The 21230-nt window shown below is 73.1% G+C and carries 20 protein-coding genes; 11 read left to right on the forward strand and 9 right to left on the reverse strand.

Going from position 1 to position 21230, the window contains the following annotated elements; translation table 11 throughout:
- Positions 1-20: 20 nt before the first annotated feature.
- Positions 21-857 carry a cytochrome c gene (locus ACIBMZ_RS12945; protein WP_396693167.1) on the reverse strand — a complete coding sequence of 279 codons (837 nt, stop codon included), beginning with the start codon at positions 855-857 and terminating at the stop codon, positions 21-23.
- Between the two features lie 72 nt (positions 858-929).
- Positions 930-1529, reverse strand: coding sequence for a heme-copper oxidase subunit III (locus tag ACIBMZ_RS12950; protein ID WP_162854382.1), 600 nt, complete (start codon positions 1527-1529; stop codon positions 930-932).
- 171 nt (positions 1530-1700) lie between these two features.
- On the opposite strand from ACIBMZ_RS12950, the gene ACIBMZ_RS12955 reads away from it, so the two are divergent.
- The 4 genes from ACIBMZ_RS12955 (at position 1701) to ACIBMZ_RS12970 (ending at position 4703) form a co-directional block, all read left to right on the forward strand.
- Positions 1701-2651 carry a cytochrome c oxidase assembly protein gene (locus tag ACIBMZ_RS12955; protein WP_396693526.1) on the forward strand — a complete coding sequence of 317 codons (951 nt, stop codon included), beginning with the start codon at positions 1701-1703 and terminating at the stop codon, positions 2649-2651.
- Between the two features lie 174 nt (positions 2652-2825).
- Positions 2826-3221 carry a hypothetical protein gene (locus tag ACIBMZ_RS12960; RefSeq protein ID WP_396693169.1) on the forward strand — a complete coding sequence of 132 codons (396 nt, stop codon included), beginning with the start codon at positions 2826-2828 and terminating at the stop codon, positions 3219-3221.
- Positions 3222-3309: 88 nt separating this feature from the next.
- Positions 3310-4353 carry an anthranilate phosphoribosyltransferase gene (trpD, locus tag ACIBMZ_RS12965; protein ID WP_396693171.1) on the forward strand — a complete coding sequence of 348 codons (1044 nt, stop codon included), beginning with the start codon at positions 3310-3312 and terminating at the stop codon, positions 4351-4353.
- 146 nt (positions 4354-4499) lie between these two features.
- Positions 4500-4703 (forward strand): hypothetical protein, encoded by a 204-nt coding sequence (locus ACIBMZ_RS12970; RefSeq protein WP_396693173.1) that lies wholly within the window; start codon positions 4500-4502, stop codon positions 4701-4703.
- A gap of 177 nt (positions 4704-4880) precedes the next feature.
- Here the strand turns inward: ACIBMZ_RS12970 and ACIBMZ_RS12975 are convergent, their stop codons facing one another.
- The gene (locus tag ACIBMZ_RS12975) at positions 4881-5309 is read right to left on the reverse strand and encodes a cytochrome c oxidase subunit 4 (RefSeq protein WP_396693175.1); all 429 of its coding nucleotides are present in this window, start codon (positions 5307-5309) and stop codon (positions 4881-4883) included.
- Positions 5310-5320: 11 nt separating this feature from the next.
- On the reverse strand, positions 5321-6289 hold the full coding sequence (gene coxB, locus ACIBMZ_RS12980; protein ID WP_396693177.1) for a cytochrome c oxidase subunit II: 969 nt from the start codon (positions 6287-6289) through the stop codon (positions 5321-5323).
- Positions 6290-6484: 195 nt separating this feature from the next.
- Here coxB and ACIBMZ_RS12985 point away from each other — a divergent pair, with 195 nt between their 5' ends.
- Both ACIBMZ_RS12985 and ACIBMZ_RS12990 read left to right on the forward strand, forming a co-directional pair.
- Positions 6485-7636 carry a cysteine desulfurase family protein gene (locus tag ACIBMZ_RS12985; RefSeq protein ID WP_396693179.1) on the forward strand — a complete coding sequence of 384 codons (1152 nt, stop codon included), beginning with the start codon at positions 6485-6487 and terminating at the stop codon, positions 7634-7636.
- Positions 7633-7857: a sulfurtransferase TusA family protein gene (locus ACIBMZ_RS12990; RefSeq protein ID WP_396693181.1), complete on the forward strand. Its 225-nt coding sequence runs from the start codon at positions 7633-7635 to the stop codon at positions 7855-7857. The genes ACIBMZ_RS12985 and ACIBMZ_RS12990 overlap by 4 nt, the downstream gene beginning before the upstream one ends.
- A 70-nt stretch (positions 7858-7927) precedes the next feature.
- Here the strand turns inward: ACIBMZ_RS12990 and ACIBMZ_RS12995 are convergent, their stop codons facing one another.
- The 3 genes from ACIBMZ_RS12995 to ACIBMZ_RS13005 all read right to left on the reverse strand — a co-directional run bounded on the left by ACIBMZ_RS12995 (position 7928) and on the right by ACIBMZ_RS13005 (position 10850).
- A complete protein-coding gene (locus ACIBMZ_RS12995; protein ID WP_396693183.1) occupies positions 7928-8905 on the reverse strand; it encodes a carbohydrate kinase family protein in 978 nt (325 codons plus the stop codon).
- A 251-nt stretch (positions 8906-9156) separates the two neighbouring features.
- Positions 9157-9525: an iron-sulfur cluster insertion protein ErpA gene (gene erpA / locus ACIBMZ_RS13000; RefSeq protein WP_007072244.1), complete on the reverse strand. Its 369-nt coding sequence runs from the start codon at positions 9523-9525 to the stop codon at positions 9157-9159.
- A 185-nt stretch (positions 9526-9710) separates the two neighbouring features.
- Positions 9711-10850 (reverse strand): glycerate kinase, encoded by a 1140-nt coding sequence (locus ACIBMZ_RS13005; protein ID WP_396693185.1) that lies wholly within the window; start codon positions 10848-10850, stop codon positions 9711-9713.
- A gap of 68 nt (positions 10851-10918) precedes the next feature.
- On the opposite strand from ACIBMZ_RS13005, the gene nadA reads away from it, so the two are divergent.
- The 3 genes from nadA to ACIBMZ_RS13020 all read left to right on the forward strand — a co-directional run bounded on the left by nadA (position 10919) and on the right by ACIBMZ_RS13020 (position 14339).
- A complete protein-coding gene (nadA, locus tag ACIBMZ_RS13010; protein ID WP_396693187.1) occupies positions 10919-12094 on the forward strand; it encodes a quinolinate synthase NadA in 1176 nt (391 codons plus the stop codon).
- Between the two features lie 213 nt (positions 12095-12307).
- A complete protein-coding gene (gene murA, locus ACIBMZ_RS13015) occupies positions 12308-13663 on the forward strand; it encodes a UDP-N-acetylglucosamine 1-carboxyvinyltransferase (RefSeq protein WP_396693189.1) in 1356 nt (451 codons plus the stop codon).
- 73 nt (positions 13664-13736) lie between these two features.
- Entirely contained in the window at positions 13737-14339 is a 603-nt protein-coding gene (locus ACIBMZ_RS13020) for a DUF3043 domain-containing protein (RefSeq protein WP_396693191.1), read from the forward strand.
- Positions 14340-14403: 64 nt separating this feature from the next.
- Here ACIBMZ_RS13020 and ACIBMZ_RS13025 read toward each other — a convergent pair whose 3' ends face one another.
- Together ACIBMZ_RS13025 and ACIBMZ_RS13030 are read right to left on the reverse strand one after the other, a co-directional pair.
- Entirely contained in the window at positions 14404-14712 is a 309-nt protein-coding gene (locus ACIBMZ_RS13025; protein WP_396693192.1) for an AzlD domain-containing protein, read from the reverse strand.
- A complete protein-coding gene (locus ACIBMZ_RS13030; RefSeq protein WP_396693194.1) occupies positions 14706-15578 on the reverse strand; it encodes an AzlC family ABC transporter permease in 873 nt (290 codons plus the stop codon). Before ACIBMZ_RS13030 ends, ACIBMZ_RS13025 begins: the two co-directional genes overlap by 7 nt.
- 66 nt (positions 15579-15644) lie before the next feature.
- On the opposite strand from ACIBMZ_RS13030, the gene ACIBMZ_RS13035 reads away from it, so the two are divergent.
- Both ACIBMZ_RS13035 and ACIBMZ_RS13040 read left to right on the forward strand, forming a co-directional pair.
- Positions 15645-16205, forward strand: a complete 561-nt coding sequence (locus ACIBMZ_RS13035) for a helix-turn-helix domain-containing protein (RefSeq protein ID WP_396693196.1) — start codon at positions 15645-15647, stop codon at positions 16203-16205.
- Between the two features lie 425 nt (positions 16206-16630).
- Positions 16631-21220, forward strand: coding sequence for a WG repeat-containing protein (locus ACIBMZ_RS13040; RefSeq protein ID WP_396693198.1), 4590 nt, complete (start codon positions 16631-16633; stop codon positions 21218-21220).
- Positions 21221-21230: the final 10 nt, after the last annotated feature.

Here is a 21230-nt window from a genome sequence, read left to right on the forward strand (position 1 = left end):
GTGGGTGCTCGTTCGGTCGGTCACGACTTGCCCGCAATCCAGAGGCTGGCGAAGACGAGCGCGACGATGCCGATCAGGAAGATCGCCACACCTTCGGTGGAGGGTCCGTACCGACCCAGGTTGAACCCGCCCGGGTCGCCGTCGGACTTCAGCGTCTGCTGGATGTAGGCGATGATGTCGGCCTTCTGCTCCGGCGTGATCTGGTTGTCACCGAAGACCGGCATGTTCTGCGGGCCACTCAGCATCGCGGCGTAGATCTGCCGGTCGGTGGCCGGCGCGAGACTCGGCGCGTACTTGCCGGAGGAGAGGGCACCGCCACCGCCGCTGAAGGCGTGGCACTGCGAGCAGTTGATCCGGTACAGCTCGCCGCCGACCGCGATGTTGCCGTCCTCGTGCAGGTTGTCGCCGGCCGGCACGACCGGTCCGCCGCCGAGCTCCTGGACGTACGCGGCGAGCTGGTCGATCTCGTCCGGGCTGAACACGACGGGCTTGCGCGCCGCCTGGGCCTCCTGCCGGGCCATCGGCATCCGGCCCGAGCTGACCTGGAACTCGACCGAGGCCGCGCCGACGCCGATGAGGCTCGGCCCGCGCCCCTCGACCCCCTGCGCGTTGCGACCGTGACAGGTCACGCAGCTCACGTCGAACAGCGCCTTGCCGTCTGCGGCGGCACTGCTGAGCGGCGGGTTTTCCTGCGCCGACACGCTCGGGGCGAGGACGGTGTAGGCGCCGCCGGCCAGCATCAGCGCGGCGACCAGCCGGACCGCGGCACCCAGCCGGCGGCGGCCCCTGCTGGGCGCCGCGGGCCGCCCGCGCAGCCGCGCGAGCAGGCCGCGTCGGCGGTCGTTGTCAGAAGTCATGACCTGTGTCCTTAACCGGTTGGACCTTGTCTGCGGGGGTGAAGCAGCGGCACGGCGCGAGACGCGCCAAGATCACTGAAGCCAGTAGATCATGGCGTAGAGCCCGATCCAGACCACGTCGACGAAGTGCCAGTAGTACGACACGACGATCGCCGAGGTGGCCTGGGCCGGCGTGAACCGGCCCATGGTGGTGCGGATCATAAAGATCACGAAGGCGACCAGACCGCCCGCCACGTGCAGGCCGTGGAAGCCGGTGGTCAGGTAGAACATCGACCCGTAACCGTCCGCGTTGATCTTGATGCCGTGGTGGACCAGCTCGCGGTACTCGTTGAGCTGGCCGAGCAGGAAGATCAGGCCCATCACGAAGGTGATCGTGAACCAGCGCCGTAGCGCGTGCACGTCACCCCGCTCGGCGGCGAACACGCCGATCTGGCAGGTCACTGAGGACAGCACCAGGATCGTCGTGAACGTCGTCGCGTACGGGATGTTCAGGACCTCGGTGTGCATCGCCCACTGCTCCGGCGCCGCCGCGCGGATGGAGAAGTACATGGCGAACAGCGCCGCGAAGAACATGAGCTCGCTGGAGAGCCAGACGATCGTCCCGACGCTGACCATGTTGGGCCGCGTCAGAGAGTGGATCCGGCTCTTGTCAATGGCTGGGGCCGCAGTCACGCGGTCATTATTGCCGTTGACCACGGCCGGCGATCAGCGGGGGGTGAAACCCGTGGTCCGAGTGGCCCGATCGGTACCGTCCGGTTCGCCTGACCTAGGCTGATTGGCGTGCTGGAAACCGACCCGATCACGCTGGCCGCATCGGCCGCGTCGTCGCTGACGGCGGGCGCGATCAGCCCGGCGACGGCCCCGGTGACCGGTGGTGCCGGGTGGCTCGCGGCCGACGCCGGCCCGCCGCCCTTCCAGATCACCGCCGTGGTCACCGAGGCCAGGCTGGACAACTGGCTCGCCGTGGTCCTGGTCGTCGCCGCCGCTCTCTACCTCTACGGAGTGCACCGGCTGCGGCTGCGCGGGGACCGCTGGCCGATCGCCCGGACGGTCTTCTTCCTCGGGCCCGGCCTGGGCGGCATCGCCTCGGTCACGGTCAGCGGGCTGCACGCGTACGACACCACGCTGCTCTCGGTGCACATGGTCCAGCACATGGTGCTCTCCATGATCGCGCCGATCTTCCTGGCGCTGGGCGCGCCGGTGACGCTGGCCCTGCGTACGCTGCCGACCCGCCCCCGCAAGCGACTGCTGGCGGTGCTGCACAGCAGGATCGTGCGGATCTGGACGTTCCCCCTGGTGGCGTTCGCCATCTTCGTGGTGAACCCGTTCGCGCTCTACTTCACCGACCTGTACCGCTTCACGTTGGAGAACGTCTGGGCGCACGAGGTGGTGCACGCCCACTTCATCATGACCGGCTGCCTGTTCTTCTGGCCGCTGGTCGGCCTGGACCCGCTGCCCGGCCGCTGGCCGTACCCGGGCCGGGCCCTGCTGATGCTGCTGTCGGTGCCGTTCCACACCGTGCTGGGGCTGACCGTCATGCAGAGCAGCACCCTGTTCGGCGGCGACTGGTACCCCTCGCTCGGGCTGAGCTGGGCCGACCCGTGGGACGACCAGGTCCTGGCCGGCGGCATCCTGTGGGCCGGCGGCGAGTTCGTCAGCGTGACGATGCTCGGCGTGCTGGTGGTGCAGTGGATGCGCTCGGCCGAACGGGAGGCGCGCCGGGTCGACCGCGAACTGGACCGCCAGGAGGCCCGCCAACGCGCGGCGGAGACCGCCGCCGGCTCGGCCACCTGAGCCGGTCGGCGGGGCGTGCGGGGCGGCGTGTCCCGCGCGTCGGCACGACCGGTACGATCGGCGGCGCAGCTACGAGGTGGGAGCAAGTCTGACCATGAGCGAGCGCGGCGAGCGAGTCATCGGACTCGGTGCGGTGGTGCCAGGCGACGGCACGGAGCGAAGCGGAGTGTCGGCATGAGTGAGCGTCTGTGCACCGTCCTGCTCTACAGCGACGACCCGCAGGTGCGGGACAGGATGCGGCTCGCCGTGGGCACCCGCCCCGCGTCCGACCTGCGCGTCGAGTTCGTCGAGGCGTCCACCTACGCCGAGTGCGTCCGGGTGGTCGACGACTACGAGATCGACCTGATGCTGCTCGACGGTGAGGCCAGCCCCGGTGGCGGTCTCGGCATCGCCCGGCAGATCAAGGACGACTACGAGAACTCCCCGCCGACCTGCGTGGTGATCGCCCGTGCCGCCGACCGGTGGCTGGCCGCGTACGCCGAGGTCGACGCCACCCTGGTCCACCCGCTCGACCCGGTGACCACCGCCGCCACGGTGGCCGAGGTCCTGCGGACGCACGCCCCCGCCTGACGCACGCCCGACTCCGGCACCGCCACGGCGCCGGGCGAGCCGGCGCCGGTCCCGTCCCACCCGCACTCGTCTGCTCGGGAGGCCCGTCATGGGCGATCGGACCTGGCCACACCTGCTCACCGCGCTGCTGCGCGGCGAGGAACTCTCCGCCGCCGACACCGCCTGGGCGATGGGCGAGATCATGTCCGGCTCGGCCGCGCCGGCCCAGATCGCCGGCTTCGCCGTGGCGCTACGTGCCAAGGGCGAGACACCGGCCGAGGTGACCGGGCTGGTGGAGGCGATGCTCGGCCAGGCCGTCCCGGTCGAGCTGCCCGAGGAGGTACGCGCCACCGCGCTGGACGTGGTCGGCACCGGTGGTGACCTGGCGCACACCGTGAACATCTCCACGATGACCGCCCTGGTGGTCGCCGGAGCCGGCGTACGCGTCGTCAAGCACGGCAACCGGGCCGCCTCGTCCTCCTGCGGCACCGCCGACCTGCTGGAGTTCCTCGGCATCCCGCTGGACCTCGGTCCCGAGGGGGTAGCCCGCTGCGTCGAGCAAGCCGGTATCGGCTTCTGCTTCGCCGCCCGCTTCCACCCCGGCATGCGGCACGCCGGTCCGGTCCGCCGCGAGCTGGGCGTACCCACCGCCTTCAACTTCCTCGGCCCGCTCACCAACCCGGCCCGCCCCCGCGCCGGTGCCGTCGGCTGCTTCGACTCGACCATGGCACCGGTGATGGCCGCCGTCTTCGCCGCCCGGGGCGACTCGGTGGTCGTGATGCGGGGCGAGGACGGCCTGGACGAGTTCACCACCGCCGCGCCCACCCGCTTCTGGATCGCGCAGGGCGGCACCGTCAGGGAGACCGTGGTGGACGCCACGGACCTCGGGATACCCCGGGCCGCCCTCAGTGACCTGCGTGGCGGCGACGCCGCCCACAACGCCGACGTGGCCCGTCGGCTGCTCGCCGGTGAACCCGGCCCGGTACGCGACGCCGTGCTGGTCAACGCCGCCGCCGCGCTGGCCACCCAGGGCCCGCTGGACGGCGACCTGACCGACGCCCTGCGCGCCGGCCTGGCCCGGGCCACCGAGTCGATCGACTCCGGCACCGCCGCCCGTACGCTCGACCGCTGGATCGAGGTCGCCACCGCCTGACCCGCCCCCCGTCAGGGCCGGTCGCCGCGCAGGCTCCGCCGTCCCGTCCGGCGCCTCCGCGTGCGCGGGCTGTCGCACGGCCGTGGAAAACTACAGGCGAGTAGTTCGCCACACGCCGCCGGCGGCACGCGCGGGAGGAGACGCCCATGTTGGTACGTGAGCTGCACTGTGAGACCTGCGACGACATCCGCGCCTTCGAGACGCCGCCCTGTGCCGACGGCCACGGCCCCGACTGTCCCGAACTCCTCTGCACCGGGTGCGGCACGGCGATCCTCGTCGCCCCCTACGCCTCGCTCGCGCGTGCCACCCCGCCCGTCCGCCGGACGGTCCGCCCGCGCCACGCCGCCTGACACACCCCCACGCCGCCGCCTCGCCTGACGCACCACCCGCACGCCACGCACTCCAGCCCGGCGCACAGCACTATCCGAGAAGTTGTGCGGATCATGAGGGTGAACAGCGGCCACGGGACACGGGAAAGCCCGCCTCCCCCGGAGGGAGGCGGGCTTCGCCGCAGGTCGGGGTGCCGGTCAGTGCTCGGCGGTGCGCCGGGTGCCGCTGTAGTACTCGAACAGCAGGCCGCAGGTGGCGAAGACCACCGCCACCATGCCGGCGACGAGCAGCCAGAGCTGCCAGAACACCAGGCCGAGGCCGGCGATGGCGGCGGACAGGGCCAGCCCGAACGGCCAGTAGCTGCCGGGGCTGAAGAAGCCGATCTCGCCCGCGCCGTCGGCGATCTCACCGTCGGGACGGTCCTCGGGACGCAGGTCGATCCGGCGGGAGACGAACCAGAAGAAGCCGCCGCACATCGAGCAGAGCAGGAACGACAGCAGCAGGGCCACGGTGCCGATCCACTCGACCCGGCCGTCCGAGTCGGCCCAGGTCCAGCCGCCGTAGAGGAACGTCGCGAAGAGCAGGAACGCCGCGATGATCAGGAAGATGCGCCACTCGGTCTTCATCGGGGGTTACCTCAGCTTCCCGCGCCGGCCGTGGTGGCCTGGTTGAAGTTGTCCTGGGTGCGGCGCGTCTCGAACGGCTTGGTGGTCACCGCGTACGGCTCCTCGCCGATCGAGGTCAGCGCGTCCTGGGTCGACGCCCCGTCCTGCTTGGCCGCGAGGAACCGGTCGAAGTTCTCCGGCGAGACGACCCGCAGCTCGAAGTTCATGAAGGCGTGGTAGCTGCCGCACAGTTCGGCGCAGCGGCCCACGTACGCGCCCTCGGACTCCAGCGAGGAGACCTCGAAGACGTTGCGGATGCTGCCCGGCATCACGTCCCGCTTGAACAGCATCTCCGGCACCCAGAAGGAGTGGATGACGTCGCGGCTGGTCTCCTCGAACCGGATGGACCGGTTGCTCGGCAGCACCAGGATCGGGATGACCTCGCTGGTGCCGAGCACCGAGGCGGTCGTGTTGGCGTCCACGCCCTGGCCGTCGCGGTAGTTGAACTGCCAGTTCCACTTGAAGGCGACGACCTCGACGGTCACGTCGGGGTTGTTGGTGGTCTTCACCACGTCGGTCTGCACGACCGCGGTGTAGTAGAAGAGCACGGCCACGACCAGCACCGGGGCGATGGTGTAGAGGAACTCCATCGGCAGGTTGTAGCGGGTCTGCACGGGCAGCTCGTTGCCGCGCTTGCGGTAACGCACCACGCACCAGAAGATCAGGCCCCAGACGAAGACGCCGACCACCAGCGCGGCGATGCACGAGGCGATCCACAGGTCGTACATCCGCCGGGACTCCGGCGTGATGCCGCCCTGGGGCCAGCCGAAGCCGCCGAACGCCGCGCCGACGTCACAACCCGTGAGCAGGACCAGCAGCGCCGCCCCGCCGAAGCCGAGCCCGGCAAGACGCCCGACACGACGCCCCCGACGCCCGACGGCTCCCGGGGATGCGCTGCGCCGTACGGCCGTCGGCCGTACCTCCGAACTCCTTGCGACCACCTGGTCCTGCCTCCCTAGCGCGCCGCGGTGCTTCCTCGGTCCGGCCGGCTCCGCCCAGCGGAGCCGCCACACCAGCGGCAAAGGCGTCACCGACGGTCGCAGATTACTCGACCATGACGGGCTCGACCCGGTTGGGGTCAGTCTCGGCCCTGGACGGGGGATCTTGCGCGGACCGAGGCGATAGCGTGGGCAGACGTGATTCCTTCCCCGGTCTATCTGGACGCGGCCACCGCCGCGCCGCTGCATCCGGTCGCCCGGCAGGCGCTGCTGGCCGCCCTCGACGACGGATGGGCCGACCCGGATCGGCTCTACACCCAGGCCCGCCGCGCCCGCCAGTTGCTCGACGCCGCGCGCGAGGCGACGGCGGACACCCTCGGCGTACGCCCCGACGAACTCTCCTTCACCCCCAGCGGCACGAGCGCGGCGCACGCCGCCGTGCTGGGTGGCCTGGCTGGTCGGCGACGTGTCGGGGCGAGGTTGGTGCACTCGGCGATCGAGCACTCGGCGGTGCTGCACGCCGCCGAGCAGCACGTGGCGCGCGGCGGCACCACCACCGAGGTCCCGGTCGACCGGTCCGGCCGGCTGGATCTGGACGCCTGGTCGGCGGCGGTGGCCGGGCCCGGGGTGGCGTTGGCCGCGCTGATCGCCGCCAGCCACGAGGTGGGCACCGTGCAACCGGTCGAGGACGCGGCGGCGGCCTGCGCCGAGGCGGGGGTGCCGCTGTGCGTCGACGCCGCCCAGGTGGTGGGGCGGATGCCGGTGCCGGCCGGCTGGTCGGTGCTGACCGCGAGCGCCCGCAAGTGGGGCGGGCCGCCCGGCGTCGGGCTGCTGGCTGTCCGCAAGGGCACCCGCTGGGAGTCGCCGTGGCCGTCGGACGAGCACGAGTCGGGGCGTACGCCCGGCACGGTCAATCTGCCGGCGGTGGTCGCGGCGGCGGCGAGCCTGCGCGCGGCGGCGGCCGACGCCGACGCCGAGGCGGCCCGGATGGCGCCGCTGGTGGACCGGATCCGGGCCCGGGTGGCGGCCGACGTGCCGGATGTGGAGGTGGTCGGCGACCCCGTGCGCCGGCTGCCGCACCTGGTGACCTTCTCCTGCCTCTACGTCGACGGCGAGGCGCTGCTGCACGCGCTGGACCGGCGGGGTTTCGCCGTGTCGTCCGGTTCGTCCTGCACCTCGTCGACGCTGCGCCCGTCGCACGTGTTGGAGGCGATGGGGGTGCTGTCCCACGGCAACGTGCGGGTCTCACTGCACCGGGGCACCACCGAGGCGGACGTGGACCGCTTCCTCGCCGAGTTGCCGCAGATCGTGGCCGACCTGCGGGCCGAGGCGGGGGTGGTGGGGCTGTGACCACCCCCGACGAGGTACTCGACTGTCTCGGTCAGCGATGCCCGCTGCCGGTGATCGCGCTGGCCCGCCGGCTGCCGTCCCTACCCGTCGGCGCCGTGATCCGCGTCCTCGCCGACGATCCGGCGGCGGCGGTGGACATCCCCGCCTGGTGCCGGATGCGCCAACAGGAGTTCCTGGGAAGCGCACCCGGCCCCGGGTACGACGTCCGCCGGTCGCTGTGAAAGGAAGGGCACCTTATTAACGCCTCGTGCATAGCAGGGGTCCCCTGCTAACAACGCGACCGTGCGACGGTCAGGGCAGCAGGTGCGGGCGGACCTCGTCGGCGGCCTCGTCGCCGTACGACTCGGCGAGGCGCTTGACGAACAGGTCGCGGCGTACCTGGTACTCCTGGGTGCCGACGGTCTCCAGCACCAGCGCGGCCAGCAGCGAGCCGACCTGCGCGGCACGCTCCAGACCGACGCCCCAGGAGAGCGCGGTGAAGAAGCCGGCGCGGAAACCGTCGCCGACGCCGGTGGGGTCGATCGCCTGGGCCTCGCGGGCGATCGGCACGTGGATCGGCGCGAAGTCCCGCCCGGCGATCTCCACCCCCTCCTTGCCCAGCGTGGTGACCCGGATCCGGACCCGGTCCAGCAGTTGCGCGTCGCTCAGCCCGGCCTTGCTCTGCAACAGCGACTTCTCGTAGTCGTTGGTCATCAGGTACTCGGCGCCGTCGATGAGCGCCACCACGTCCTCACCCTCCATCCGGGCGAGTTGCTGGGACGGGTCGGCGGCGAACCGGTAGCCGCGCTCGCGGCACTCGGCGGAGTGGCGCAGCATCGCCGCCGGGTCGTTCGCACCGACCAGGACCAGGTCCAGCCCGCCGAGCCGCTGCGCGACGGGGTGCAGCTCGATGTTGCGCGCCTCGCTCATCGCACCGGCGTAGAAGGAGGCGATCTGGCACATGTCGGTGTCGGTGGTGCAGACGAAGCGGGCGGTGTGCGCCACCTCGCTGACGTGCACCGAGTCGCAGTCCACCCCGTGCCGCTCCAGCCAGGAGCGGTAGTCGGCGAAGTCGGCGCCGACGGCTCCGAGCAGCACCGGGCGCAGGCCGAGCTGCCCCATCCCGAACGCGATGTTCGCCGCCACTCCGCCCCGGCGCAGCACCAGGTCGTCCACCAGGAAGGAGAGCGAGACCTTGTGTAGCTGGTCGGCGATGAGCTGGTCGGCGAACCGGCCCGGGAAGCTCATCAGGTGGTCGGTGGCGATCGAGCCGGTCACGGCGATCTTCATGTCAACCCTCGGGGTCGGGATCAGGGCGCGGTCAGCCTACCGGCACCACGCCCGCCGAGCGACCAGCCCGCCCAACCTCCCCCCCCACCGCCCACCTACCCCCGACCGGCGAGGTTGATCAAGGGGTTTTCGCCCTCCCACCGGCCCCCACACGACCAAAACCTCTTGATCACCGCCGGCAGGCGGGAGCGCGGGGGGGTGCGGCGGCGGGACGGCCCTCTTGGGCCGTCCCGCCGTCGGGGCGTCGAGACTCAGCTGAAGGAGTCGCCGCAGGCGCAGGAGTTGCCTGCGTTGGGGTTGTCGATGGTGAAGCCCTGGGCGTCGATCCGGTCGGCGAAGTCGATGGTGGCGCCGGTCAGGTACGGGGCGCTCATCCGGTCGACGACCACCTCGACACCGTCGTAGTCGGTCACGACGTCACCGTCGAGCGAACGCTCGTCGAAGAAGAGCTGATACCGCAGGCCGGAGCAGCCACCCGGCTGCACGGCGACGCGGAGCCGCAGGTCGTCGCGGCCTTCCTGCTCGATCAGGGCCTTGACCTTCTGCGCCGCGACGTCGGTGAGGACGACGGACGTGGGGGCCTTGGCCTCGGTCGACTCGGTCTGCGCTGGCGTGGTCACGTGGAATTCTCCCTGCGCGCGTTCGAAGAAGTGGTCTTCCCCTGGCCAACGTCGTTCGCCGGTCAGCGATTCCCACAGCGGTCCAGCTTCTGATTGTAGGCCGCCGAGCGCCGGGTGACCCGGCAGCGTGACCAGCTCCTCCGGGGCGGGCCGGACACCGGGGCCACGCCGGGGACGACCGGAGGTCAGCGACTCCACTGCCTCGCCAGGCGGGAGCCGAGTTCCCGCAGCCCCTGGGCCGGTCGTTCCATCGCCGCCGCCAGGCCGCCGCGTTCCTCGCCGCCGAAGTGCTCCACCAGACTGTACGCGTCGGTCACGCCGACCGACGCCGCCTCGCGCCGCCCGGTGCTGACCTGGCCGGCGAGTACGACGCACGGTACGCCCCGGTCCCGGGCGGCGCCCGCCACCCCGGCCACCACCTTGCCGCGCAGCGACTGGTGGTCGAACTTGCCCTCGCCGGTGACGACCAGGTCGACCTCGTCGAGCACGGTCTCCAGCCCGATCGCGCGGCTGACCAGTCCGATCCCGGATTCGCACCGGCCGCCGAGGGCCAGCAGCGCGGCGCCGACGCCACCGGCCGCGCCGCCACCGGGCAGCGCGCCGAGCCCGCTCGGGCAGCCCGGCAGGTCGCGTTCGAGCACCTCGGCCCAGCGTCCGAGCGCGGCGTCGAGCAGCAGCACGTCGGCGCGGTCGGCGCCCTTCTGCGGCCCGAACACGTTGCTCGCGCCGTGCAGCCCGAGCAGCGGGTTGTCGACGTCGGTGGCGGCGATGAGGCGTACGTCGCGCAGCCGGGGCGCCCCGTCGAGCGTGGCGGCGGCGGCCAGCGCGGCACCGCCGTACGGCAGGGCGTTGCCGGTGTCGTCCAGCGGCACGGCGCCCAACGCGGTGATCATCCCGGCGCCGCCGTCGTTGGTGCCGGAGCCGCCCAGCCCGACGACCACCGTCCGGGCGCCCGCCTCGACGGCGGCGCCGATCAACTGGCCCAGTCCGTACGACGTGGTGGCCCTGGGGTCCCGTTCGGCGGGGTCGAGCAGGTGCAGTCCGCACGCCTGGGCGCTCTCCAGCCAGGCGGTCGCGCCGTCGTCGGTGAGCAGGATCTCACCGGGCACGGCACGGCCCCGCGGATCGGTCGTCGGCACCGGCACCCGCCGACCGGACAGCGCACCGGCGAGTACGTCGAGGAAGCCCGGCCCGCCGTCGGCCAACGGCCTGACCAGCAGATCATCGCCGGGTGCGATCTCCCGCCAGCCGTCGGCCACCGCGGCGGCGACCTCGGGGGCCGGCAGCGTGCCGGCGAACTTGTCCGGACAGAGCAGTACGCGCATGCCTGGCAGTGTGGCAGCCCACACCGGCTCGGGCGGCACGCTGGTCATGCTGTGGGACCATGGTCAGCGTGACGTCGACCTGGGTTGAGCCCTCCAACACCGCGACTGCGCTGCTGCTTCTCGGCCGTGGCAGCGATCCCGCCACCGAGCGTGGCGTGGAGTGTCCGGGTGACCTGCCGGCACCGAGCGACCCCGATCTGGTGTCCCGGGCGGCGGCGGCCAAGGCCGCGCTCGGTGACCGGGTCTTCGTGCTGGGGCACCACTACCAGCGTGACGAGGTTATCCAGTTCGCCGACGTGACCGGTGACTCGTTCAAGCTGGCCCGCGAGGCCGCGGCCCGGCCGGACGCGGAGTACATCGTCTTCTGCGGCGTGCACTTCATGGCCGAGAGCGCCGACATCCTCACCTCGGACGCGCAGCAGGTGATCCTGCCGGACCTGGCCGCCGGCTGCTCGATGGCGGACATGGCCGCGCTGCCGCAGGTCGAGAGCGCGTGGGACGTCCTGACCGAGCTGGGCATCGCGGCGCAGACGGTCCCGGTGACCTACATGAACTCGTCGGCCGACATCAAGGGGTTCGTCGGCCGCAACGGCGGGGTGGTCTGCACCTCGTCGAACGCCGAGCGGGCCCTGCACTGGGCGTACCAGCAGGGCGAGAAGGTGCTCTTCCTGCCCGACCAGCACCTGGGCCGCAACACGGCGGTGTTGGAGATGGGCTTCACGCTGGACGACTGCGTGCTCTACGACCCGCACAAGCCGGGTGGTGGGCTGACGCCCGAGCAGCTTCGCGACGCGCGGATGATCCTGTGGCGGGGGCACTGTTCGGTGCACGGCCGGTTCACCCTCGACAGCGTCAACGACGTCCGCGAGCGGGTGCCCGGGGTGAACGTGCTGGTGCACCCGGAGTGCCGGCACGAGGTGGTCACCGCCGCCGACCTGGTCGGTTCGACGGAGTACATCATCCGTACGATCGAGGCGGCGCCGGCCGGTTCGGCCTGGGCGGTCGGCACCGAGCTGAACCTGGTCCGCCGGCTCGCGCTGGCACACCCGGACAAGCAGATCATGTTCCTGGACAAGGCCGTCTGCTACTGCTCGACGATGAACCGCATCGATCTGCCGCACCTGGTGTGGGCGCTGGAGGAGCTGGTCGCCGGTCGGGTGGTCAACCGGATCACCGTCGACGCCGACACCGCGCACCACGCGCGGGTGGCGCTGGACCAGATGCTCGCACTACCGGGCTCCTGATCACTCTCGGCAACCATTGCCGTACACAAAAGTGCCGGATCACCGATAAATGCCCCCAGGGGTAGTGTGACCGGATCCATTCTCATCACAGAGGGCTATGCTGCCGGGCGGACGAGACACCGCGGGCGTGTGCGTTTGGCCGCGACCGCGCCGTGGGTAGCCACCCGCGGTGACCCACATCGATACGGCAGCACGCACGCGCTGGAGGTTGCGTTGACCGACGACGTCCTGGTCGTACACGGAGGCACCCCGCTCGAAGGGCGGATCCGCGTGCGCGGTGCGAAGAACCTGGTTTCCAAGGCGATGGTCGCCGCCCTGCTCGGCGACAGCCCGAGCCGGCTGTTCGACGTACCCAAGATTCGCGACGTGGAGGTGGTCCGGGGTCTGCTCGGGCTGCACGGCGTCAAGGTGACCGACGGTCTCGAGGACGGCGAGCTGGTCTTCGACCCGGCCAACGTGGAGAGCGCCAGCACCGACCAGATCAACGTGCACGCCGGTTCCAGCCGGATCCCGATCCTGTTCTGCGGGCCGCTGCTGCACCGTCTCGGGCACGCCTTCATCCCGGACCTCGGCGGCTGCCACATCGGGCCCCGCCCGATCGACTTCCACCTCCAGGCACTGCGGGAGTTCGGCGCCACCGTCGACAAGACGCCCGAGGGGCTGCACCTGTCCGCCCCGAACGGCCTGCACGGCACGAAGTTCTCGCTGCCCTACCCGAGTGTCGGCGCGACCGAGCAGGTGCTGCTCACCGCCGTGATGGCCGAGGGCGTCACCGAGCTGCGCAACGCCGCCGTGGAGCCGGAGATCATCGACCTGATCTGCGTCCTGCAGAAGATGGGCGCGATCATCAAGGTGCACACCGACCGGGTCATCGAGATCCAGGGTGTGCCCCGGCTGCACGGCTACACCCACCGGCCGATCCCGGACCGGATCGAGGCGGCGAGCTGGGCCGCTGCGGCCCTGGCCACCCGGGGTCACGTCGAGGTGCTCGGTGCCGAGCAGGCCGACATGATGACCTTCCTGAACGTCTTCCGCTCGGTCGGCGGCGAGTACGAGGTGACCGACGCCCGTCCGCCCAAGCTCGGGCACCCGGGCCAGGAGGGCGGCATCCGGTTCTGGCACCCGGGCGGCGAGCTGAACGCGGTGGCCCTGGAGACCGACGTGCACCCGGGCTTCATGACCGACTGGCAGCAGCCCCTGGTGGTGGCGCTGACCCAGGCGCGGGGCCTGTCGATCGTCCACGAGACGGTCTACGAGCAGCGGCTGGGCTACACCGAGGCGCTCAACACCATGGGTGCGAACATCCAGGTCTACCGGGACTGCCTGGGCGGCACCCCGTGCCGCTTCGGCCGGCGCAACTTCAAGCACTCGGCGGTGATCGCCGGGCCGAGCAAACTGCACGCCGCCGACCTGGTCATCCCCGACCTGCGGGCCGGTTTCAGCCACCTGATCGCCGCGCTGGCCGCCGAGGGCACCTCCCGGGTGTACGGCGTCGACCTGATCAACCGGGGCTACGAGGACTTCGAGGCGAAGCTCGCCGACCTCGGCGCGCACGTCGAGCGCCCCTGACCCGGCCACTCCCGTACGAGCCCGGTGCACCCGCGATGTGCACCGGGCTCGTGGCGTTGGCTACCCTTGCCGCGTGCCGTCGCTGTTTCGTCGTAAGTCCGCCGACCTCGCCGATCCCGTCACCGAGCCGGAGACCCCGGCCGAGGAGGAGTCGGAGTCCACTCGTGCGCGTGGTTACACGCCGAGCAAGGGGCGGGAGACGCCCAAGCGGCCGACCACCGGCCGTCGACCGGCCGGCGCGACCAAGCCGCTGAGCAAGGAAGAGGCCAAGGCGCTGCGTCGCCAGCGGCGGGCCGAGGCGTCGGCGGAGTTCCGGCGTGAGGGCGGCCCCCGTGACCGGGGGCCGGAGCGGCTGCTCGCCCGCAACGTGGTCGACTCCCGGCGTACCGTCGGCACCTGGTTCTTCGGCGGCGCGCTGGTCGTGCTGATCGGCTCCAACCAGGCGATGCCTCCGGAGATCCGGCTCGCGTCCAACCTGCTCTGGGGCGCGTTGGCGTTGGGCGTGGTGATCGACTCCGTGCTCATCTCGCGCAAGATCAAGAAGTTGGTCCGGGAACGCTTCCCGCGCACCGACCAGCGGATGGGCTCGCTCTACTTCTACGCCATCATGCGGTCGATCACCTTCCGCAAGCTGCGTACGCCGGAGCCGCGCGTCGCCATCGGCGACCCGGTCTGATCCGACGGTCGCCGCCACCCGGCGGCGACCGCTCCGGCAGGTTCCCGTCGCAGACCGACAGCGGTCACGGCACGCCGAGTAGGCGCAGCCCGGCGGCGGTGCCGGCGGCGGCGAGGACCACCACCACGAACGGCGCGCGCCGCCAGGCCAGCGCCACCCCGACCAGCACCCCCGCCGGGCGGGCCCAACCGGCGAACCCGCCCGACTCGGTCAGCGCCGCAGTGGCCGCCAGCGCCGCCAGCAGGGCCGCCGCGCCGACCGGCAACAACTGCCGCGCCCACGCCGGCAGGTCGAGCCGGTCCCGCAGCAGCACCCCGGCGACCCGGAAGGCGTACGTCCCGACGGCCAGCGCCACGATCGCCGCGATCAGCACGGCTCCTTCTCCCCTCGCCCGGCCGGCACCGGCTCGGTCCCCGGCGCGTCCACCGTCGGCGTGTCGGCGGGTACCGGGCCGTCCCCTGGCGCAGCGTTCTCTATCAGGCCGCCCGGCACGGAACCCTCCGGCGCACGGGTCTGCGGTGCGTCGACCGCCGCCGAGGACACCGGCGCGTCGGCCGACGTCGGACCGGTCCGGATCCGCCGGACGGCCAGCAGTGCCGGGCCGGCCAACGCGAGCAGCACCGGCAGTCCGGCAGGGAGCAGCGGCGTGGTGAGTACCGCCACCACGGCACCGACCAGCGCCATCCGCCGGGTCTCCGGGTCACGCAGGCTGGGCAGCAGCAGGGCGATCAGGCCGGCGGGAAAGGCCGCGTCCAGCCCGAGCGCGGCCGGGTCACCGGCCACCCCGCCGGCCAGCACGCCGAGCACGGTGCCGACGTTCCAGGCGAGGAAGAGCAGCACCCCGGCGAGCCAGAACGCCCGGCGACGGTCCGCACCGGGCGGTCGGGCCAGGGTGAAGGCGGTCGCCTCGTCGGTCATCAGGTGACTGCCGAGCAGGCGGTGCCGCAACCGGCGGCCGATCGTGTCACCGAGGGTCAGCCCGAACGGCAGGTGCCGGGCGTTGAGCAGCAGCCCGGCGAAGACGGCGGCGACCGGGTTGCCGGCGGCCAGCAACCCGACCGCCATGAACTGGGCGCCACCGGCGTACACCAGCACCGACATGGTCACGGTGGCCCAGCCGGGGATTCCGGCCGCCACGGCGACCGCGCCGAACGAGGCGCCCACGGCGATCATCGCCGCGGCGATGGCGGCGACGTCCCGAAGTCCGCCGGCCCCCGGTGTTCGTTCTGGCGTACGCATGGTTCATCATGATGAACACGCCGCTGATGTTCGTCAAATAGAACAGCATGACCGACGGAGCGAACCATGGCCCCCGAACCCACTCCCCCGTTGGCCACCATCGCCGCCGCCCTCCGCTACGAACGGCGGCGGGTGGGCATCTCCCTCACCGAGCTGGCCCGGCGGGCCGGCATCGCCAAGTCGACGCTGTCGCAACTGGAGTCCGGCGTCGGCAACCCCAGCGTGGAGACACTGTGGGCGCTGGGAGTGGCGCTCGACGTGCCGTTCAGCCGACTGGTCGAGCCGCCGGCCACCACGGTCCGGGTGATCCGGGCCGGCGACGGCCCCCGCATCCGCTCCGAGCACGCCGACTTCGTCGGCACGCTGCTGACCGCCGGAGCCGCCCACGCCCGCCGGGACGTGTACCTGATCGAGCTGGAACCGGGCCGGGTGCGTACCGCCGACCCGCACACCCCGCGCAGCGTGGAACACGTGGTGGTGGGCTCCGGCCGACTGCGCTGCGGCCCCGAGCAGGAGCAGGTGGAACTCGACCCGGGAGACTACGCGACCTTCCCCGGCGACGCCCCGCACCGCTACGAGGCCCTCGCGCCGGGTACCTTCGCGGTGCTGGTGATGGAGCATCCCTGAGCCGCGACGGGCGGCGCGACGACGAGTTGACCAAGGGTGGCGGATCGCCGGAATTCCGACCCGACCAAAGACCTAAATGTCCTGATCAATAGGATAACGTTTAGGTTCGACGAGGGTGCCGCAGTGGCGGTGAACGAGCCCGCGCCGCTACCCTCCATGCGCAGCCATTCGGTGCCGGGACGAGCGACTTCACCGGCCTGCGGGGGTGCCCAGCGCGACCATTTCCGACGAGGTGACATCGGCGTGAGCGAGCGGACGCGAGCCGACCACCGGGGCACGCCCGTGAGCGGGCGGACGTCGGTCCCGTGGTCTGCCGTGATCGTGCCTTCCGGTGCCATCCCGCCCGCCGGGCCACCCCGAGACCACCGTGCCGCAGCCGGCGCCGCCACCCGGCGACGTCCCGGCCGCAGCGACGGGCCCGGCGGATGAGTCGCGGCTACGCCGACCGGTGGCCCGGCCCCGCCGACCCCTCCTGGGTCCTCGAACCGACGGCCGAATGGCAACCCCAGTTCCCGGGCCAGCGATACCCGGGCGACATCGGCCTCGACCACCAGCCGCCACCCGGCCGCAGCCGGTCCAGCGCCGTCGGCCGCGCCGAGGTGCCACCACTCGCCCCGACCCGACCCGACGGCACGTACGTCGGCCGCTCCTGGGACGACGAGCCGGACGGCCGCCCGGGACGGCAGGACGTCCCGGAGCCCCGACGCCCCGACGGACCCACCAGCGCGCCACCGTACGACCGGTCCCCCGCCGGTCCGCGTCCGGAACGGCCCGACGCCGAGGGTCGCTGGTCCGAACGCGGACGGGACGGGATCACCTGGTCCGAAACGGGCGCGCAGGGTGTCGCCGGTGCACCGACTCGCCGCGACCAACGCGACCCGGACCGGTTCCCGCCCAGGGACCCGGAGCGACGCGACCGGTACGCCCCACCCGGCCCGGACCGCCGCGACCAGCGGGAGCCCGACCGCTACGCCCGACGCGACCCGGACCGACGCGACCCTCGGGAACCGGACCGGTACGCCCGACACGACGCCGACCGTCACGTCCGGCCCGAGGAGGACCGCCGCGACGCCGACCGGTACGACCGCCGGGCTCCGGACCGACGCGACCCGGACCGACGCGGCTGGGACGCTCCCGAGCGCCGCGACGCGGATTGGCGCGACCGCGATCCCGACCGACGCGATCCCGACCGACGTGACCTCGACCGACGTGACCTCGACGGCCGCGACCCGGACCGGTACGCCCGGCGCGACCCCGACCGACGCGACGACCGAGACCCCGACCGGTACGCCCGGCGCGGCCCTGACCGACACGGCCCCGACCGACGTGACCCCGACCGCTATGCGCGACGCGAGCCGGACCGACGCGACGACCGGGACGGTTACGCCCGCCGGGATCCGGACCGACACGACGACCGGGACCCGGAGCGCTATGCCCGGCGCGGCCCGGACCCATGGGACGAGCGCGACCCCGACCGCCGCCCCCAGCGTCCGCGCCGTGCCGAACCCGTGGGGCGCGACGGGCGCTGGGACCGGGACGCACCCGTCTCGCCGGCGAGTCGTCGGGAACCCGGTTGGACGTCGGAGCCGGACGACGACCGGCGGCGGGCCGCCGCGACGCGTCGACCGGCCGAGGACGCCGACCGCCGACCGCCCGGCGAATCCTCCTCGCGACCCCGCTACCAGTGGAGCAGCCACCCCGGCGAGCCGTCGTTCGACGACAGACCGGCGGTGGAACGGTACGACTACCGCGACGACTTCAGCGTGGGTGACCCGGACAGCGCCCCGTACCCGGACGGCTACGTCGACGAGGAGCCGATCCGCGCTCCCCGCGACGAGTGGGATCGTCCCGACCCAGCGCGACCGGAGCCGCCCGCAGGCGGAGACCTGCCGTGGCCCGCGCCGGGGCCGCTGCGTCCGAGCACCGGGCGCGACCACCGCGAGTACCAGCGGCCGGCGGCTGCCGAGCCCGACACCGAGCGGTACCAGCCGGACGAGCGTCGTCGCGCCGACCTCCCGGCCCCGGCCGGGCCCGAGCGGTTCGAGGCGGACCGCCCGGCCGCGCGGCGTCCCGACCTCGACCGCCCGGTCTCCCCCGCAGCGGACGGCGACGTGCCCCGGCCCGGTCGTCCCCACCTGTCGGTGGTCCCCGACCGACCGGTGTCGCCCGCACCTGACTCGGACCGTCCGGTGTCGCCCGCGGCCGGCCGCGCCCGGCCGGTCTCCCCCGCTCCGGAGCGGGGTCGGCCCGACGTCACGCACCGGGACCGGCCTCTCGCCGCGGTCCCGGACCGGCCCGACGACGTCGACCGCGACCGGCCCACCGGCATTCGCCCCGACCGGGACCGCCTCGACCGCCCGGACCCGAACCGGGACCGGCCTGCCGCAGCCGCCGGGAACCGCGCGCCGACCGGAGACACCGTCCGCCCCGCACCGCTGCACCAGCACGAGGTACGCCCGGCGCCGCTGCACGAGCACCAGGTCCGTCCCGCTCCGTTGCACGACCAGCCGGTCGTCGCGACCCCGCCACCGAGCCCGGCGCCCTCGGTCGCGGCGGCACCGCCCGCCGCCGGTCCGCCACCGGTCCGTCCGGTCTCCGCACCGCCCGCGCACCGCCCGGTCAGCGGGCCACCCGGCCACCGCCCGGTCTCCGCACCGCCCGCGCCGGCGGCTGTCGGGCCGGTACGCCCGCCGGTCGAACGCCCGCCCATCGAGCGACCACCGGTCGAGCGGTCCGTGCCGGAGCCTCGGCCCGCCGACCGGAAGCCGACCCGCTTCCTGCCGTCGCCGGCCGAACCGGCCGCGCACTCGCCGTCCCCGCCGCCGCCCGAGAACGGCGCGGGATGGTTCGGGGCGGCGGGTCCCGGTGCGGTCACCCCCGACCGGCCCGCCCGTCACGGTTCCCCGGAGGCACCGGAGCCATCGTGGTTCGCCGCCGGACCGACGGAGACGGAGCGGCCGGTCTCGGGACCGCCGACGCCGGCTCTTGCCACGCCGTCGTTGCACTCCGACACCGACGCCCCGGCACGCCCGGTCTCCGGGCCGCCCGCACGCCCGATCTCCGGAATCCCGGACCGGCCGGTCTCGGGACCACCGGACCGGCCGGTGTCCGCGCCCGTCTTCCCGGAGACGTCCGCGCCGTTCGCCGCCAGTCCGTCCGATCTCGATCCGGCGGACCGGATTCCGCAGCTCGCCATCCCGGTCTCCGCACCACCGGCCCTCGACCTCTCGACGCCGATCTCCGTACCACCTGCTCCACGCTCGGCCGACCGGGACCTGCCGGCACCGATCTCCGCACCGCCGTACCTCGACACGTCGGCACCGGTCTCCGCACCACCCGGCCCACACGCAGCCGACCGGGGTCTGCCAGCGACGGTCTCCGCGCCACCCGCCGCCCCGGTCTCCGCCGTGCCCGCCCCGCCGCAGGCGGAGACCCTCGCGGATCTCGACGGCCCGTCGGCGTCGGCCGCGCCGGTGTCCGCACCGCCGCACGGCCAGACGTCCCCGGGCACCTCAGTGCCGCAGACCATCGGCACCACGGCGGCGGGCCCCCCGCCGACGGTCACCGACGACCTCCTGCGCGGGACCGGCGACCTCCGGCCTGGCGACGACCGGCCGGCGGCGGACACCGACCCGACAGCGCCGGGGGACGAGCCGCAACCAGCGGCCGGGCCGGAACAGCGGGACGAGCCGGAGCCGGAGGAGGAGCCCGAGGCACCGGCCGACCCGGAGCAGGTGCTGACGCACTACCCCTGGCGGCTCGACCCGACGACGCTGCGCGAGACGGTCGACGATCCGGAGGAACTGCGGGAACTCCGGCAGGGGCTCACCGACAAGCTCGCCTCCGCCCTGGACAACCGGTCCCGGGCCCGGTTGCTGAGCCTGCGGGCGGTGGCGTCGCGTGTCCTCGGTGATCTCGACGACGCGTTGGACGACGGCCGGTTGGCGCTGACCTACGCGGAGGCGACCGGCGAGCTGCGGCGGTCCGCGCTGGCACAGGCGCGCTTGGCGCACGTGTTGCGGTGGCGGGGCGAGTTCGCCGAGGCCGACCGGTTGTTCGCGGAGGCCAACTCGGTGGAGCTGCCGGACCGGTTGCGCGCCGCGTTGCACGAACACGCCGCGCGGTCCTGCTATGACCAGGGCCGGTTGATGGAGGCGTGCCACCACTTCGAGCGGGCCCTCGACCTGCGCGGCGAGGGGGACGCCGAGTTGCTGGCCCGGGTACGCACCGGGCTGGACGCGGTCGCCGCGCGCGCCGAGGAGAGCGGCTTCGGGCCGTACCCGCGCAGTTGGGACGAGGTGCTGGAGCGGGAGCGACCCCCGGTGCCCACCCGCGACGGCGACGAGGGCATGTGGGGGTACGCCGACGGCGAGGGTGACCTGGTCGTCCCGGCCCGGTACGCCGAGGCCCAGCCGTTCCGGGAGGGTCTGGCCTGGGTACGCGGCGCGCCGAACGACCGGTGGTCGTTGATCGACCTGACCGGCGAGACGGTTGTCGAACCGACCTACCTGGCGGCCCGGCCCTTCTCCGACGGGCTGGCCTGGGTGGTGCGGGACGAGAGCGGCTGGCTGGCGGTGGACACCGCGGGTGCGGTGGTGGTGCCGCCCGGTTTCGCCGAGGTGCGACCGTTTCGCCGGGGCGTGGCGGCGGTCCGCCGCGACGGATGGGGTGCCGTCGACCGCACCGGGCAGATCGTGGTGCCGACCCGCTACCACGGTTTCCACACCACGCTCGCCGACGGCCGGTACGTCGACGGTTTCACCGACGAGGGACTCGCCGTGGTCGACCTGGCCGGGCGCAAGGGCGTGGTGGACCGGACCGGTCAGGTGCTGGTCGCCCCGGCCCACCCGGTGCTGCTGATCCATCCGGTGGCGTTCCTGGCGACCAACGGGGTCGGGCAGTGGGGCGCGCTGGACCGGCGCGGCGGGTCGCTCATCGATCCGATGTTCCGCAACCCGGACGAGGTCGTCGCGGAGATCGAGGGGCTGCTCAGCGACACCAGCCCGACGCTCTGACCTGGACGGT

The sequence above is a fragment of the Micromonospora sp. NPDC049900 genome (genome assembly GCF_044461025.1).
GTDB lineage: Bacteria > Actinomycetota > Actinomycetes > Mycobacteriales > Micromonosporaceae > Micromonospora.